12 protein-coding genes are annotated in these 14,061 nt (G+C 58.2%); 4 read left to right on the forward strand and 8 right to left on the reverse strand.

What is annotated here, in order from left to right; genetic code table 11:
* Window positions 1–65 precede the first annotated feature (65 nt).
* Together ACR3E2_RS06475 and ACR3E2_RS06480 are read right to left on the reverse strand one after the other, a co-directional pair.
* Window positions 66–1,286: an N-acetylmuramoyl-L-alanine amidase gene (locus tag ACR3E2_RS06475; protein ID WP_480480468.1), complete on the reverse strand. Its 1,221-nt coding sequence runs from the start codon at window positions 1,284–1,286 to the stop codon at window positions 66–68.
* A gap of 66 nt (window positions 1,287–1,352) precedes the next feature.
* Window positions 1,353–2,516 carry a pyridoxal phosphate-dependent aminotransferase gene (locus ACR3E2_RS06480; RefSeq protein WP_480480466.1) on the reverse strand — a complete coding sequence of 388 codons (1,164 nt, stop codon included), beginning with the start codon at window positions 2,514–2,516 and terminating at the stop codon, window positions 1,353–1,355.
* Between ACR3E2_RS06480 and ACR3E2_RS06485 the strand changes: the two genes are divergently transcribed.
* Together ACR3E2_RS06485 and ACR3E2_RS06490 are read left to right on the forward strand one after the other, a co-directional pair.
* Window positions 2,515–3,897, forward strand: coding sequence for a M48 family metalloprotease (locus ACR3E2_RS06485; RefSeq protein ID WP_480480464.1), 1,383 nt, complete (start codon window positions 2,515–2,517; stop codon window positions 3,895–3,897). The two genes, ACR3E2_RS06480 and ACR3E2_RS06485, sit on opposite strands and share 2 nt — an antisense overlap.
* The gene (locus tag ACR3E2_RS06490; RefSeq protein ID WP_480480462.1) at window positions 3,894–4,652 is read left to right on the forward strand and encodes a DsbA family protein; all 759 of its coding nucleotides are present in this window, start codon (window positions 3,894–3,896) and stop codon (window positions 4,650–4,652) included. The genes ACR3E2_RS06485 and ACR3E2_RS06490 overlap by 4 nt, the downstream gene beginning before the upstream one ends.
* Window positions 4,653–4,709: 57 nt before the next feature.
* Here ACR3E2_RS06490 and ACR3E2_RS06495 read toward each other — a convergent pair whose 3' ends face one another.
* The 4 genes from ACR3E2_RS06495 to hemA all read right to left on the reverse strand — a co-directional run bounded on the left by ACR3E2_RS06495 (window position 4,710) and on the right by hemA (window position 9,446).
* Window positions 4,710–5,528, reverse strand: coding sequence for a DUF2189 domain-containing protein (locus tag ACR3E2_RS06495; protein ID WP_480480460.1), 819 nt, complete (start codon window positions 5,526–5,528; stop codon window positions 4,710–4,712).
* 166 nt (window positions 5,529–5,694) lie between these two features.
* Complete coding sequence (gene ispG, locus ACR3E2_RS06500; RefSeq protein ID WP_480473338.1) at window positions 5,695–6,816, reverse strand: flavodoxin-dependent (E)-4-hydroxy-3-methylbut-2-enyl-diphosphate synthase; 1,122 nt, start codon at window positions 6,814–6,816, stop codon at window positions 5,695–5,697.
* 71 nt (window positions 6,817–6,887) lie between these two features.
* Complete coding sequence (locus tag ACR3E2_RS06505; RefSeq protein WP_480480458.1) at window positions 6,888–8,093, reverse strand: helix-turn-helix domain-containing protein; 1,206 nt, start codon at window positions 8,091–8,093, stop codon at window positions 6,888–6,890.
* 129 nt (window positions 8,094–8,222) lie between these two features.
* Window positions 8,223–9,446 carry a 5-aminolevulinate synthase gene (gene hemA, locus ACR3E2_RS06510; protein ID WP_480480456.1) on the reverse strand — a complete coding sequence of 408 codons (1,224 nt, stop codon included), beginning with the start codon at window positions 9,444–9,446 and terminating at the stop codon, window positions 8,223–8,225.
* A gap of 327 nt (window positions 9,447–9,773) precedes the next feature.
* Here hemA and ACR3E2_RS06515 point away from each other — a divergent pair, with 327 nt between their 5' ends.
* Window positions 9,774–11,159: a M20/M25/M40 family metallo-hydrolase gene (locus tag ACR3E2_RS06515; RefSeq protein WP_480480454.1), complete on the forward strand. Its 1,386-nt coding sequence runs from the start codon at window positions 9,774–9,776 to the stop codon at window positions 11,157–11,159.
* A 153-nt stretch (window positions 11,160–11,312) separates the two neighbouring features.
* On the opposite strand, the gene lpdA is transcribed toward ACR3E2_RS06515, so the two are convergent.
* Window positions 11,313–12,707 (reverse strand): dihydrolipoyl dehydrogenase, encoded by a 1,395-nt coding sequence (gene lpdA / locus ACR3E2_RS06520; protein ID WP_480480452.1) that lies wholly within the window; start codon window positions 12,705–12,707, stop codon window positions 11,313–11,315.
* Window positions 12,708–12,922: 215 nt separating this feature from the next.
* On the opposite strand from lpdA, the gene ACR3E2_RS06525 reads away from it, so the two are divergent.
* Complete coding sequence (locus tag ACR3E2_RS06525; RefSeq protein ID WP_480480450.1) at window positions 12,923–13,357, forward strand: hypothetical protein; 435 nt, start codon at window positions 12,923–12,925, stop codon at window positions 13,355–13,357.
* 38 nt (window positions 13,358–13,395) lie between these two features.
* On the opposite strand, the gene ACR3E2_RS06530 is transcribed toward ACR3E2_RS06525, so the two are convergent.
* Window positions 13,396–13,971: a DUF924 family protein gene (locus tag ACR3E2_RS06530; RefSeq protein WP_209504864.1), complete on the reverse strand. Its 576-nt coding sequence runs from the start codon at window positions 13,969–13,971 to the stop codon at window positions 13,396–13,398.
* Between the last annotated feature and the right edge of the window lie 90 nt (window positions 13,972–14,061).

Consider the following 14,061-nt stretch of genomic DNA (forward strand, 5'->3'; position numbering starts at 1 on the left):
ATATAGTGATGCGCCGCCCAAGGGTCAAAACACCGAGCGTATTCTAGCCGTTTTGCGCCGCAAGGTCACTGGCCAATAAGGGATTTGCGGATCACATCTTGATGGCGCCAATCCTCAAGCCCTCGTTGAATTCCAAGCGCCATTCTTGCCCGCCAATCAGGATCTTTGAGGTTCTTGAGGTCTCTGGGGCTGGACAGAAATCCAAGCTCGACCAGAACCGACGGGATGTCCGCCGCCTTGAGTACTGAAAAAGATGCGGTACGCAGGGGTTTGCCGTTCATCGGCCCGCCTTGTTGTGCCAGACCATTTGCGATGGCTTTGGCCAGCGTGCTTGTGCGTGGCATCGTTTCCTGACGGGCCATGTCCAGAAGGACATCCGTGACCTGATCATCTGCCCCGTTCAGATCGATACCGGAAATCAAATCCCCGCGGTCGTGCCGTTCTGCCAGCTTCGCACTGGCCACATCCGAGGCATCGTTGGACAGGGTATATACCACCGCGCCATGCGCCCGCCCTTCGGACAGGGAATCAGCATGCAGCGAAATGAACAGGTCCGCACCGGCCCGGTGCGCCAGCGCAATTCGGCGCTCCAACGAGACGAACTGATCGTCGACCCGTGTCAAAACCACCTCGTACCCGCCTGATCTTAGAAGGATTTCGCGCAGCTCACGCGCGAAAGTCAGCATCAGGGTTTTTTCATCAATCGCGTCAGTCTCGGCCCCCGGATCAATGCCTCCGTGGCCCGGATCCAGCATGACACGCAAGGGTCGGTCGGCACTGCGCACCGCGGCTTGCGGCACATCCGCCGGTTCCGGCAAGTCCCAGCCCGGGTTTCGCGGCGCACCTGCCGAGGCGTTGAAGGCATCGAAATCCGTCCCCTTGAGGTCGAGCGACAACAATGCAGCCCCCGAATCCTCTGCCACCGACATTTCTGCTTTCGTCACTGCCATCGGTGCCCCCAGTTCCAGCACCAGACGTGACCAACCCGGAACATATGCGCCGAACTGCACGCCGCTGATGCGATCGGATTGCAGGAAATCTTCGCGGGTCAGCCCGACCCAATCCACTTCGTTGAAGTCCAGAACCATACGGTAGGGATCCTGCAAGGTGAAAATCCTGTAGGGAACGCCCTGACTGAGGGCGATGTCCACCCGAACACCGGTACGCCCGACATCCGTAATACGGCTCTGGTCAGGCTGGACACGCGCCAACGCGCTAAAATCCTGCGCAATGGCACCACCAGCCAACGCCCAGAACAGCGCAATGCTAAAGAAGATCCTGCTCATGGCCTCAAGTTTTCCCGAGATCGTTTGTCGGTCACCCTATACCACAAGGGGCGGTTTGTGAACGGCTCAGGCCCGTTCCGTGACAGCACCGCGCCGGATCATAAACAGGCGCAAACGCTCAAGCCCTTCCTGAATGTCATCCGTCGCGCGCGCATAGGAAAAACGCAATGTGGTATGGCCGCGCTGCGGGTCAAAATCCAGCCCGGGTGTCACAGCCACACCGGCCTGTTCCAGAATCTCGGCCGCAAATGCGCGGCTGTCATCGGTCAGATCAGACACATCGGCATAGACATAAAACGCCCCGTCGGGCGGCGCGATGTTCGAAAACCCGGCCTTGGGCAGCCCGTCCAGCATCAGCGCGCGATTGCGGCGGTACACGTCCAGATTGGCTTGCAATTCGTCGTCGCAGTCCATGGCAGCCAGCGCTGCGACCTGACTGGCGTGGGGGGCGCAGATGAACATGTTCTGAGCGATACGTTCGACCACGCGCACCTGATCCTCGGGCACCACCATCCAGCCTACGCGCCATCCGGTCATCGAAAAGTATTTCGAGAATGAGTTGATCACATAGCATTCATCTGTCAGTTCCAGCGCCGTCACGGCCTTGGCTTCGTATTCCAGCCCGTGGTAAATCTCGTCACTGATGAATGACGCGCCCTGCCCATGAGCCGCCTCGATCAAGGCACCCATGGCGGCGCGATCCAACATCGTACCGGTCGGGTTTGCGGGTGAAGCCACCATCAGCCCTTTCAGGTCCATTCCCTGAATATCTGCTGCGACGGGCTGCAACCTGTTTTCCGGCGCGGTCGGCAGGTCGACCGGGACCAGACCCAGCGCCTTCAGGATCTGGCGATAGGACGGATAGCCGGGCGCCCCGATACCGACACGGTCGCCACTGTCGAACAAAGCGGTAAAGGTCAGCAGGAATCCGCCGGACGAGCCAGGAGTGATCACCACCCGCTCGGGGTTCAGGTCGACATTGTACCAATCGCCGTAAAGCCGGGCGATCCGCTGCCTCAGGGCGGGCAGACCCAGGGCAACCGTATAGCCCAGCGGGCCTTGCTCCATCGCTGCGGCCAAAGCTTCGGTCGCACCCTTGGGCGCGCCGGTTCCGGGCTGGCCGACTTCCATGTGGATCACGTGGCGACCTGCCTCTTCGGCCTTGCGTGCCGCCTCCATCACATCCATCACGATGAAGGGATCGACCCCGGACCGGGTTGAGTTTCTCATGCCCATCTCCCATGTTGCAGTCATGGCTTTTGAGCGCGTATCCCGGTTGGCGTCAATCCCGGCCCTGATGGTTGCCGTTGTCGTCTGGCTGGCGGCAGCGGTTCAATCGCACGCGCAAAGCCTGATCCGCGACCCTGATATCGAACATGGCCTGCGTGAACTGGCCTTTCCGGTGTTGCGGGCTGCGGGGCTGAACACGAACCGGGTTCAGATTCTGGTCGTAAACGACAACACGTTCAATGCATTCGTCATCGACTACAACGCGATTTATGTGAACTACGGGCTGATTCTGACCGTCGAAAGCCCCGAGATGTTGCAGGCTGTCATCGCCCACGAGGCCGCACATATCTCGAATGGTCATCTGGCACGACGGGCTGAGAACCTGAAAGCGGCGCAGCGCAACGCCAGCCTCGGCACGGCTTTGGCCCTGCTGGCAGCTGCGGCAGGTGGGGGCGAGGCCGCCATCGGGATCGCTGCTGGCACCCAAGGCGCAGCAATTCGCGGTTTTCTGGGTCACACCCGCGCGGAAGAGGCATCCGCTGACCGCAGCGCCGCAAGTTACCTGCGATGGGCCGAAATCTCACCCAGCGGGATGGTGGAACTGCATCGGAAGTTCGCCGGTCAGGAACTGCTGAGTGTCGCCAATCAGGACCCCTATATGCGCTCACACCCAACAAGCCGTGATCGTCTGCGCGCCGCCGAGGCGTTCCTGGACGAGTTTGGCGACCGCGCCGTTCCAAACCCCAATTCGGATTACTGGTTTGCGCGGGTTAAAGGCAAGCTGTCGGCCTTTCTGCGGTCACCCAGCTGGACCTTGCGGCGTGCCGGTGAAGAACCCTATCGCGACATCCGCCTGATGCGAGAGGCTTCGGCCTATCATCAGAACCGCGATCTGTCCCGCGCCCGTGCCGCGATAGACGCGGCACTTGCCGAACGTCCTGATGACCCGTTCTATTACGACCTAAAGGGGCAAATCCTGTTGGAAAACAGAAGGGTAAGCGAGGCTGTTAAAGCCTATGCAAGCGCTGTTGAAAAGGCCCCGAACAATGCGTTGATCCTTGCGGGCTATGGGCGCGCCCTGCTGGCGCAAGGGGAAACAAAACAGGCATTGAATGCATTGGAACAGGCGCGTGCGCGCGACTTTCGTAACGCACGCCTGATGCAGGACCTGGGTGTGGCTTACGCGCAGGTCGGAAATAACGGTATGGCTTCGACCGTGACGGCAGAGCGTTACGCGCTGCAAGGTCGGATGGAGGATGCCGGAATTCACGCGAAACGGGCCGTGGCGCAATTGCCCGAAGGCTCTCCGGGTTGGCAAAGGGCACAAGACGTGCTGATTGCCTCAGAACGACTCAAGAAAGACAAAAGGAAACGGAAATGATCCTCAGACATGCTGCACCTGCCCTTCTGGGGCTTTCCATGGCGGCGACCTCAGCACAGGCGCTGGACCTGAACGCGATGAATGATGCCGAAAAGGCAGAGTTTGGCGCTCAGGTACGCGAATACCTGCTGGAAAACCCCGAAGTCATTATCGAGGCAATCAATATCCTCGAACAGCGAAACGCAGTGGCCGAAGCGGCCGCCGACAAAGAACTGGTCGCCGCCAATGCGGAAGAACTGTTCGACGATGGCTATAGCTGGGTCGGCGGCAACCCGGACGGCGATATTACACTGGTCGAGTTTATGGACTACCGCTGCGGCTATTGCCGCCGCGCGGTGCCCGAAGTGGCAAACCTGCTGGCCAGCGATGGCAACATTCGCTTTGTGATCAAAGAACTGCCAATTCTGGGCGACGCATCTGTTTTGTCCTCGCGCTTTGCGGTGGCAACTAAGCAAGTGGCGGGCAATGACGCCTATAAACAGGTTCACGATGCGCTGATGGAATTCGGCGGTGAACCCTCAGAAGTAACTCTTCGCCGCATCTCTGACGGGCTGGGTCTGGACAGTGACGCGATCATCGCCGCGATGGACAGCGACAGCGTCACGGATGAGATCAGCCGCACCCGTGCCCTGGCGCAACGGATGCAGATTTCGGGCACGCCCTCATTCGTGCTGGGAACCGAGTTGCTGCGCGGCTATCTGCCCGCCGATCAGATGCAGCAGATTGCAGATGGCGTTCGCGCAGAACAGGGTTGATAGGTATTGGGGGCGGCACAGCTGCCCCCAGACAAAAAGGCGGACTGATCACTGACCTCAGCCGTCTGCCGGTTCCACGGCCCGTTGATAGAGATGCCACGTGGTATGGCCAAGGATCGGCAAGGTAAAGATCAAGCCCATAAACGCCGGAACCATCGACAATAACATTGTGACCGAGATGATCGCTGCCCAGCCGAGCATGACCACAGGGCTTTCCGAGACGACGCGTAAAGACGTCAACATGGCTGAAACAAAATTTGTTTCCCGGTCCAGAAGCATAGGCATGGCGACGACAGTGACCGAAAACAGGACAGCCGACAGGAACGCCCCGACACAGGTGCCGATTGCAAGGAATGTCCACCCCTGCGGAGTGAACAAGATGATGTTCAAGAATCCGTCAAAATCCGAAAAGGATGAATTCTGCAGGATGATCGCAAGCCAAAGCCGGACCTGATAAACCCAAACCCAGAAAATGAACAGCGTGACAAAGGCCATCCAGCCCATTTCGCGCTTGCGTTGATCGGCCATGACAGTGAGGATTTCATACCAGCCAAAACTCTCGCCCTTCTGTAACCGCCGGGACATCTCATAAAGTCCTGCAGCGGCGAAAGGCGCGACCAGAGGAAATCCGACAATCGCAGGAATGATCATCCAGATTTTGCCAAGCCAGACCAAGCTCCAGACCATCAGGATTCCGAAAGCCGCATAGAAAAGCCCGAAGAAACCGCTCATGAAGGGGCGCGCCAGAAAATCGGAAAACCCAGCTTTCAGCGACGCCTTTATGTCATCCGAAGTAACCCGATTGACCTTGGGCATGGCCTGCTGGTGTGGCGTCAGGTTCTCAGGTGGCGTAGGGCCTGCGGTCTTGGATGTCATGACACACTCCTCCCAAAGCATGGGTCCGCGCGGGTCTGTTTACCAACAGAACCAGCGGCGAAACAGGCATCGTTCAGTCACGAAACAAGTTTGCAACAGCTCAGGCATCAGGGCAAGGGATGAGTAAGGTCGCTATGCCTGCCTTACCGACACAGCCAACCCCACACTACTCTGCGGCTTCCGCAGCCGCATCCAGTTCCGCGGCTTTCTTTTCGACCTGTTCCACGATGTGGTCGATCATCTGATCGTTGGACATCTTGTGGCTGGCCTTGCCTGCCAGATAGACCATCCCGGACCCGGCCCCGCCACCGGTAAACCCGACATCGGTCATCAACGCCTCGCCCGGCCCGTTGACCACGCAGCCGATGATCGACAGGCTCATCGGTGTCTTGATGTGTTCCAGACGGCGTTCCAGCGCCTCGACGGTCTTGATGACGTCAAACCCCTGCCGTGCGCAGGACGGGCATGAGATGATGTTGACGCCCCGGTGGCGCAGACCAAGGGACTTGAGGATTTCAAAGCCAACCTTCACCTCTTCCACCGGATCGGCAGACAGGCTGACGCGGATCGTGTCGCCGATCCCCATCCACAGCAGGTTGCCCAACCCGATGGCAGATTTGATGGTGCCGGACACCAGTCCGCCCGCCTCGGTGATACCCAGATGGATGGGCGCATCAGTGGCTTCGGCTATGCCCTGATACGCGGCGGCGGACAGGAATACGTCGCTGGCCTTCACACTGATCTTGAACTCGTGAAAATCATTGTCCTGAAGGATGCGGATATGTTCCAACCCGCTTTCGACCATCGCCTCGGGGCACGGTTCGCCATATTTCTCAAGCAGGTGCTTTTCCAGGCTGCCTGCATTTACGCCGATGCGGATCGAGCAATTGTGGTCGCGCGCGGCCTGAATGACTTCTTTCACCCGACTTTCATCGCCGATGTTGCCGGGATTGATACGCAGACAGGCAGCGCCCGCCTCGGCCGCTTCGATTCCACGGCGATAGTGAAAATGGATGTCCGCAACGATAGGCACCGGGCTTTCGCGCACGATTTCTTTCAATGCCTTAGCCGACGCCTCATCTGGGACTGAAACGCGCACGATATCCGCGCCAGCCTCGGCTGCGGCCTGAACTTGCGCCACCGTTGCCGCCACATCGGTGGTCAGGGTGTTGGTCATGGTCTGAACGGCGATCGGGGCATCCCCCCCGACGGGAACGTTACCGACCATGATTTGACGGGATTTACGACGATATATGTCACGCCAGGGGCGCACGTGATTAAGGGACATAAGGACGGATCCGCGTCTGCCTGAGTTGCGACTGTAGATAGTCCGGCAAAGGGGTTACCGCAATGGCAAGATCACTCGGCGGGCGCTTCTGTCGCCTCGGTTTGCAGTTCAGCCACCAATTGCTTGAGAGCGCTGTTCTGTTCCGCCTCAAGATCGGCAACGGCATAAACTTCAGACACCGCGTCTTTCGAAAGGATCACCCCCTTGGTAACCGTGCCGGGTGCCCCTGCCGGGCCATAGTGCTCACCGTTCATTGAGAAATAAACCGATCCCGACGCCCCTGCCCGCAACAGCGGTGGTTCTTCCGTTAGCGGAACCTCAAAGACACTGCCTTGCTCGACCGTTCCAAGGGTCCCTTCGAAAATAACACTGCCATCCGCCGCCGTCACCCGCATCCAAGAAGGATCGACAGCAACGATTTTCAGCATGGTATCAATCTGTTCCACGACCTGCGGCAAGGATGGTCGTTCAACCGTGTGCACTTCGGCGACTTCGAACTGCGGCAGGCTTGGCGGGCGGAAGGTTCCGACATCGCGTGGATCAAGGGTCGAAATTGGCGCATCGCGGGCAACCAGAACCGGAACATCCAAGGCCTGCGGACGATAGAGGCGGTCCAGTGCCTCGGTGTTCGCCGCAGCAACCGCATCATCGACAACGCCGCCGCGCACGGCATCCAGCGGATCAAGGTCGGAAAGCACCACAGGCGCTTGTTCAACCGGGCTGACCTGTACCTGCTGGATCTTGTTCAGAACCGCCCACCCGCCATAGCCGATGCCACCAATAACCGCCAAAAGCACCAGCGACGATCCGATAGCGCGCGGTTCAATCTGACTGACCAGAGATTCCTTGCCCGGAATATACGGCGTATTGGGCGAGATGAAGGGATCGCGCCCCATTGGCCCACGCGCCGGAAGCGCGCCGGTCGGCTTTCGCACCACCGAAGCCTCGGCCGACATGCCATGCGCGACCGAAAAACCGCTTTCCGCGCAGAAAGTCGAGAAGGTTTCATCCGGGTTCATCCCCAGATAACGCGCGTAAGAACGCACATACCCGGCGATAAAGCCGGGCGTGTCAAAGGCATCAGGATCTGCGTTTTCGATGGCAGCAATGTAGTTGGCTTTGATCCTCAGCTCGCGCTGAACATCCAACAGGGATTTGCCCATGGTTGCGCGTTCGCCGCGCATCTTGTCACCAAGGCGTACCTCGTAGTCGTCAAACCCTTTCGGTCTGACATCTACATCCTCATCAGATTCGCGCTGTGATCTGCGCCCAATCATTCCTGCTGCCCCATTCTGCCTGTCGCGCGTTTCGCGTTAGCGGCGAATCATCCCCAAAACGATTCGTCCGCCGATTTTGTTAGCGTAAGCTTAACACGCGGCAAATACGTTGCACACTTTGGCGTGAGGTTAACCGGCAAGTTCGGCGCGATTTAGCGCACAATGTGACCAAAGTTCGTCCATCGCCTGTACCAGACGGTTCATTTCGTCAGGCCCATGCACCGGAGAAGGGGTAAAGCGCAGACGCTCGGTTCCGCGCGGAACGGTCGGGAAATTGATCGGTTGCACATAAATGCCGTAATCATCCAACAGCATATCGCTGAGCTTCTTGGTATGGACCGGGTTTCCAACGATCACGGGCACGATATGGCTTCCGTGGTCGATCAGCGGTAACCCCATCCCCTTCAACCGCAGCTTGAGGATTTTGGCCTGCGTCTGATGCTGCTCACGCAGTTCAGGTGCAGTTTTCAGGTAGGCAACCGATGCAGCAGCCCCGGCCGCAACCGCAGGTGGCAGGGACGTGGTAAAGATAAAGCCCGGCGCATATGACCGCACGGCGTCGCACATCTTGGCGCTGGCCGCGATATAGCCGCCCATCACGCCATAGGCTTTTGCCAGCGTGCCATTGATGATGTCGATCCGGTGGGCAAGGTTATCGCGCTCGGTCACACCGCCGCCGCGCGAGCCATACATGCCTACCGCGTGCACTTCGTCGATATAAGTCAGTGCGCCGAACTCATCTGCCAGATCGCAGATCTCTTCGATCGGACCAAAATCGCCGTCCATAGAATAAACCGACTCGAATACGATCAACTTGGGTGCGGCCGGATCGTCCGCTTCAAGCAGCTCGCGCAGATGCGCCACATCGTTGTGCCGGAAGATGCGCTTGGCCCCGCCATTCCGGCGCACGCCTTCGATCATCGAGGCATGGTTCAGCGCGTCAGAGTAGATGATCAGGCCCGGGAACAGTTTGGGCAGCGTGCTGAGCGTTGCGTCATTGGCGATATAGGCGCTGGTAAAAAGCAGCGCGGCTTCCTTGCCGTGAAGATCGGCCAGTTCAGCCTCAAGCCTTTTATGATAAACCGTGGTGCCCGAGATATTGCGCGTACCGCCTGAACCTGCACCGGCTGCATCAACAGCTTCGTGCATTGCATTCAGAACGACCGGGTTTTGCCCCATGCCCAGATAATCGTTGCCGCACCATACGGTGATGTTCTGCTGTGACCCGTCCGGACGTGTGCGCACCGCATGGGGAAAATACCCATTGCGACGTTCGATATCGATGAAGGTCCGGTAACGACCTTCATCATGCAGCCTGGCAATCGCTGAATCGAGCTGAGCAGTATAGTCCAAAGGACCCTCCTTGAACGCCCGTATCCGGTTTCCCATTGGGCGATATTTTCGCCACCTCCCACAGCTTACCCTGTTTCGGTGGCTTTGTGTTCCCTTATTCAGCTGGTTACAGCCGAAAAGGTGAACCCAACTTTGATTTGCATCAAATATAAGTTTGCACCCCATCCGACAAGTAAAGTTACGGCCATCGAACGCGTGGAAACGACGCAGGTCCCGCCTCCCTACCCAAAGCTTACACCGCCGGGCCGCAATTCGTGTCAACAACTCTGGACGGCGCCGACAACGCTGCTAGGGTTCGCGGGAACAAAAAACAGGCAGGAGCCCCCCATGTCGCTAGACGCCGTGTTGAACCGGATTGACGAAGATCTGCAAACCTCGATCGACCGCCTGATGGAACTGCTGCGCATCCCGTCGATCTCGACTGACCCCGCATACAAGGCCGAGGTTAGCCGCGCCGCGGACTGGCTGGTCGCCGATCTGAACAGCATCGGGATTGCGGCAGAGAAACGGGAAACACCGGGCCACCCGATGGTTGTTGGCCACGTGGGTGAGGACGCGACTGCGCCGCATTTCCTGTTTTATGGCCACTACGATGTGCAGCCGGTCGATCCGTTGAACCTGTGGAACCGGGATCCATTCGATCCCGCCATTGAGGACACCGAAACCGGACCGGTCATCCGCGGACGCGGAGCGTCAGACGACAAAGGCCAGCTAATGACTTTTGTCGAAGCCTGCCGCGCCTGGAAGGCCGTACACGGATCCTTGCCCTGCCGCATCACTTTCTTTTTCGAGGGCGAAGAAGAATCGGGCTCGCCCTCACTGGTTCCTTTCCTCAAGGAAAATGCCGCCGAACTCAAAGCGGATCTGGCGCTGGTCTGCGATACATCCATGGTGTCACGCGGCGTTCCGTCGATTGCGGCGCAGTTGAGGGGCATGCTGAAGGACGAATTTACCATCGTGGGACCGCGCATCGACCTGCATTCCGGCCACTATGGCGGCCCGGGCCTGAACCCGCTGCGCGAACTGTCGAAAATCGTGACCTCTTTTTATGACGACAAAACCGGGCGGGTCGCGGTCGACGGGTTCTACGAAGGTGTGCATGAAGTACCCGAAGACCAGTTGCGCCAATGGCAGAATTGCGGCTTCGACGAAGCGGATTATCTGAATTCGGTCGGCTACACCCAACCGCATGGCGAAAAGGGGTACTCCACCTTGGAGCAACAATGGGCACGACCGACGCTCGAAGTGAACGGTCTGTGGGGCGGTTATAACGGTGCGGGCTCCAAAACCGTTATTCCGTCCAAGGCCCATTGCAAAATTACCTGCCGCCTTGTTGGTGACATGGACCCGGACGCACTGCGCGCCAAAATCCGCAAACATGTCGAGGATCGGCTCTCCCCTGACGCCAAAGTGGTCTGGGACAACGACATGGAAGGCTCTCCCGCTTCGGTCATGAATATCACCCGCTCCGAATTCGAAGCCGCGCGCGGTGCGCTGTCGGATGAATGGGACCGCGAGGCAGTGTTCACTGGAATGGGGGGATCAATCCCTGTTGTCGGCTATTTCAACACCGTTCTGGGGCTCGACTCGATGCTGGTTGGCTATGCAAACGAAGATGATGCCATCCATTCGCCGAACGAGAAATATGACGTGAAAAGCTTCCACAAGGGCATCCGGTCATGGGCGCGCATTCTGGATGCTTTGAACAAATAGGTCTTTTGCGGGGCTCTGCCTCGCGCTCCGGGGTATTTGCAGCCAGATGAATAAAGGATCCCTGCTTCATCTGGCCCAAAATATCCCGGAGGAGGCGCGCGGCACGCGCGGCGGGGGCAGAGCCCCCACCCGGTCGGGGCAAATACGCCGATCTTACATATGGATCACGCGGCCATAGGCATCCAGCACGCTTTCGTGCATCATCTCTGACAGTGTCGGGTGCGGGAAGACGGTGTTCATCAGGTCTTCTTCCGTTGTCTCCAACTGGCGACCAACCACATATCCCTGAATCAGTTCGGTAACTTCGGCACCGATCATGTGGGCGCCCAGCAACTCGCCTGTTTTTGCATCGAATACGGTTTTGATCAGCCCGTCCGGTTCACCCAAAGCGATGGCCTTGCCATTGCCGATAAAGGGGAAGCGGCCGACTTTGATGTCGTAACCCAGCTCTTTGGCTTTTGCTTCGGTATATCCAACCGAGGCAACCTGAGGCTGGCAATAGGTGCACCCTGCGATGCTTTCGGGTTTGACCGGGTGCGCATGTTGACCCGCGATGAGGTCCGCGACCATAACACCCTCGTGGCTTGCTTTGTGCGCAAGCCAGGGCGCGCCCGCGATGTCACCGATCGCATAAAGGCCCTCAACCCCGGTGCGGCAATACGCGTCCGTAACCACATGTGTCCGGTCGATCTTGACGCCCAGAGCTTCCAGACCGAGGTTTTCGACATTGCCAACGATCCCGACGGCCGAGATCACTGTGTCGAACTCTTGTTTTTCAACTTTGCCTTTAACCTCGATATGCGCGGTCACTTTCCCCTTGCCACGATCCAACTGCTTGACCATGGCCTTTTCCATGATGGTCATGCCCTGTTTGGTGAACGCCTTCTTGGCCAATGCGCTGATCTCGGCATCTTCTACCGGCAACACCCGGTCCATCACCTCAACGACCGTGGTGTCTGCGCCCAGCGTATTGTAGAAGCTGGCAAACTCGATGCCGATTGCACCAGACCCGATGACGAGCAGTTTTTTCGGCATCCGCGGCGGTTGCAGCGCGTGCTTGTAGGTCCAGACCAGATCGCCGTCAGCTTCAAGGCCCGGCAGTTCCCGCGCCCGTGCCCCGGTTGCGAGAATGATGTTCTTGGCGGTCAGTTCCTCGGTGCCTTTGTCGGTCTTGACGCTGACCCTGCCCTTTGCAGGGATCGTGGCCTGACCCATCACAACGGCAACCTTGTTCTTCTTCAGCAGATGGCCGATGCCACCTGACAGCTGCGCAGCTACGCCACGGGATCGTTTGACCACCGCATCCAGATCATATCCGATCTTTTCGGCTTTCAGACCGAAATCCTTGGCGCGCTCCATCAGATGGAACACTTCGGACGACCGCAACAGCGCCTTGGTGGGAATACAGCCCCAGTTCAGGCAGATCCCCCCCAAATGCTCGCGCTCGACAATCGCAGTTTTCAAACCCAGCTGGGCTGCGCGGATTGCGGCGACATAGCCGCCGGGGCCAGCCCCGATTACGATCAGATCATAGGATTGTGCAGCCATGTGTTCCTCTCGGCGCAGGAGTTGAAAATTTAGTTTACCATTAAACTATTATTCGGAACGCATCAATATACCCGTCCCGCGACAAATAGGACGCAGGGTAAGCGATGCCTTAACTTGCGGATTTCAGCCTATACCCCGGGCCATGCAATGGCTAGAAAAGAAACGCCGGCACCGGTCGGACCTATTCTTTTCTCAACCCATTCAAGGGGCTGTCCATGGCCAAAACTCTGAAAGATCTGCTGCTTGCCCTGCTCAACGCCACATTGATACTTGTTGCGCTGTGCCTGTTTCTGGGCTGGAAACTGGCGTCGAAAGCCGAAAGCATCACTGCTGAAGTCTCGCAAACGGTTCAGGCCGTGGCCCCCATCCGGGATGAGGCAAAGGGCATTCGGGACGAGCTTGCGGCGTTGAGGACTGATTTGACGGTACTATTACAACAAGACACGTTGGCAGACAGCCAAGCCGCGCAAAACCTCCGGTCAACGCTGGGGCGCCTGAATGCAGCAGAACAGAAGCTGCAAACGGTTCAGGAGCGGATTTCGGAACTTGCTGACACGCCAGAAGTGTTGATTGCGCAGGCGATCCAAACCGGTGCCGATATCGCGGCGGAACGCGTTTTGGCATTGCGGGGATGCACACCTGAGTCATAAAGCGAAGCCGCGGCCAAAGCGCGGTTGCGGCTTCGCGTTCAGCCCGTTGCCTGTAGTTCGCGCACGGTCGTGCCGTACCCGCCCATATCGACATAGGCAGTTTCATGCGGGGTCGAGCTGCGGGACAGCGCCGCGTTCCGATACGGGAAACGACCGAACTTGCGGATCACCTCGCGATGCGCTCTGGCGTGCAGCAGGTTGCTTGCGTCGCTGCTCATGTTTTGGCAGATCAGACGCACGCAGCGTTCCTGATCACACAGGTTTTCCGAGTGCATCATGGGCAGATAAAAGAACTGTCTGGCCGGTTCGTCGATCTTTTTGTCCCAGCCTTTGTCGACTGCGCATTTTGCTGCCGCCAACGCCGCACGATCGGTCGAGAAGGCACGCGCCTCCCCCCGGAACATGTTGCGCGGGAACTGATCTGTCAGGATGATATAGGCAAGCGCCCCACTGGGATAAGTCAGCCAGAGCGAGAACCGACCCGCTGCCGCTGCTTCCCAAGTTGACTGAAACCGCGCCCGAATGTCTGCATCCAGCGCCTCATCTTCAAGATACCAACCCTTAGGGCCAACTTCATCTAACCAAAAACTCAATACTTCTTCAGGCGTTACCATTGCCTTAAACTCCGTCAATTGCCCGCGCCCCAGACGTAACGTCATTTAAGTCCCTTTTACAGAACTGTTACAGTAACATATTGCAACACA

The organism is Ruegeria sp. AL7, assembly GCF_056536105.1.

Coding starts and splice junctions, on each gene's coding strand:
- ACR3E2_RS06490 (WP_480480462.1), top strand. CDS start 3,894: ATGATCCTCAGACATGCTGCACCTGCCCTTCTGGGGCTTTCCATGGCG.
- ACR3E2_RS06480 (WP_480480466.1), bottom strand. CDS start 2,516: ATGAGAAACTCAACCCGGTCCGGGGTCGATCCCTTCATCGTGATGGAT.
- ACR3E2_RS06485 (WP_480480464.1), top strand. CDS start 2,515: ATGCCCATCTCCCATGTTGCAGTCATGGCTTTTGAGCGCGTATCCCGG.
- ACR3E2_RS06530 (WP_209504864.1), bottom strand. CDS start 13,971: ATGGTAACGCCTGAAGAAGTATTGAGTTTTTGGTTAGATGAAGTTGGC.
- ispG (WP_480473338.1), bottom strand. CDS start 6,816: ATGTCCCTTAATCACGTGCGCCCCTGGCGTGACATATATCGTCGTAAA.
- ACR3E2_RS06505 (WP_480480458.1), bottom strand. CDS start 8,093: ATGATTGGGCGCAGATCACAGCGCGAATCTGATGAGGATGTAGATGTC.
- lpdA (WP_480480452.1), bottom strand. CDS start 12,707: ATGGCTGCACAATCCTATGATCTGATCGTAATCGGGGCTGGCCCCGGC.
- ACR3E2_RS06475 (WP_480480468.1), bottom strand. CDS start 1,286: ATGAGCAGGATCTTCTTTAGCATTGCGCTGTTCTGGGCGTTGGCTGGT.
- ACR3E2_RS06495 (WP_480480460.1), bottom strand. CDS start 5,528: ATGACATCCAAGACCGCAGGCCCTACGCCACCTGAGAACCTGACGCCA.
- ACR3E2_RS06525 (WP_480480450.1), top strand. CDS start 12,923: ATGGCCAAAACTCTGAAAGATCTGCTGCTTGCCCTGCTCAACGCCACA.
- ACR3E2_RS06515 (WP_480480454.1), top strand. CDS start 9,774: ATGTCGCTAGACGCCGTGTTGAACCGGATTGACGAAGATCTGCAAACC.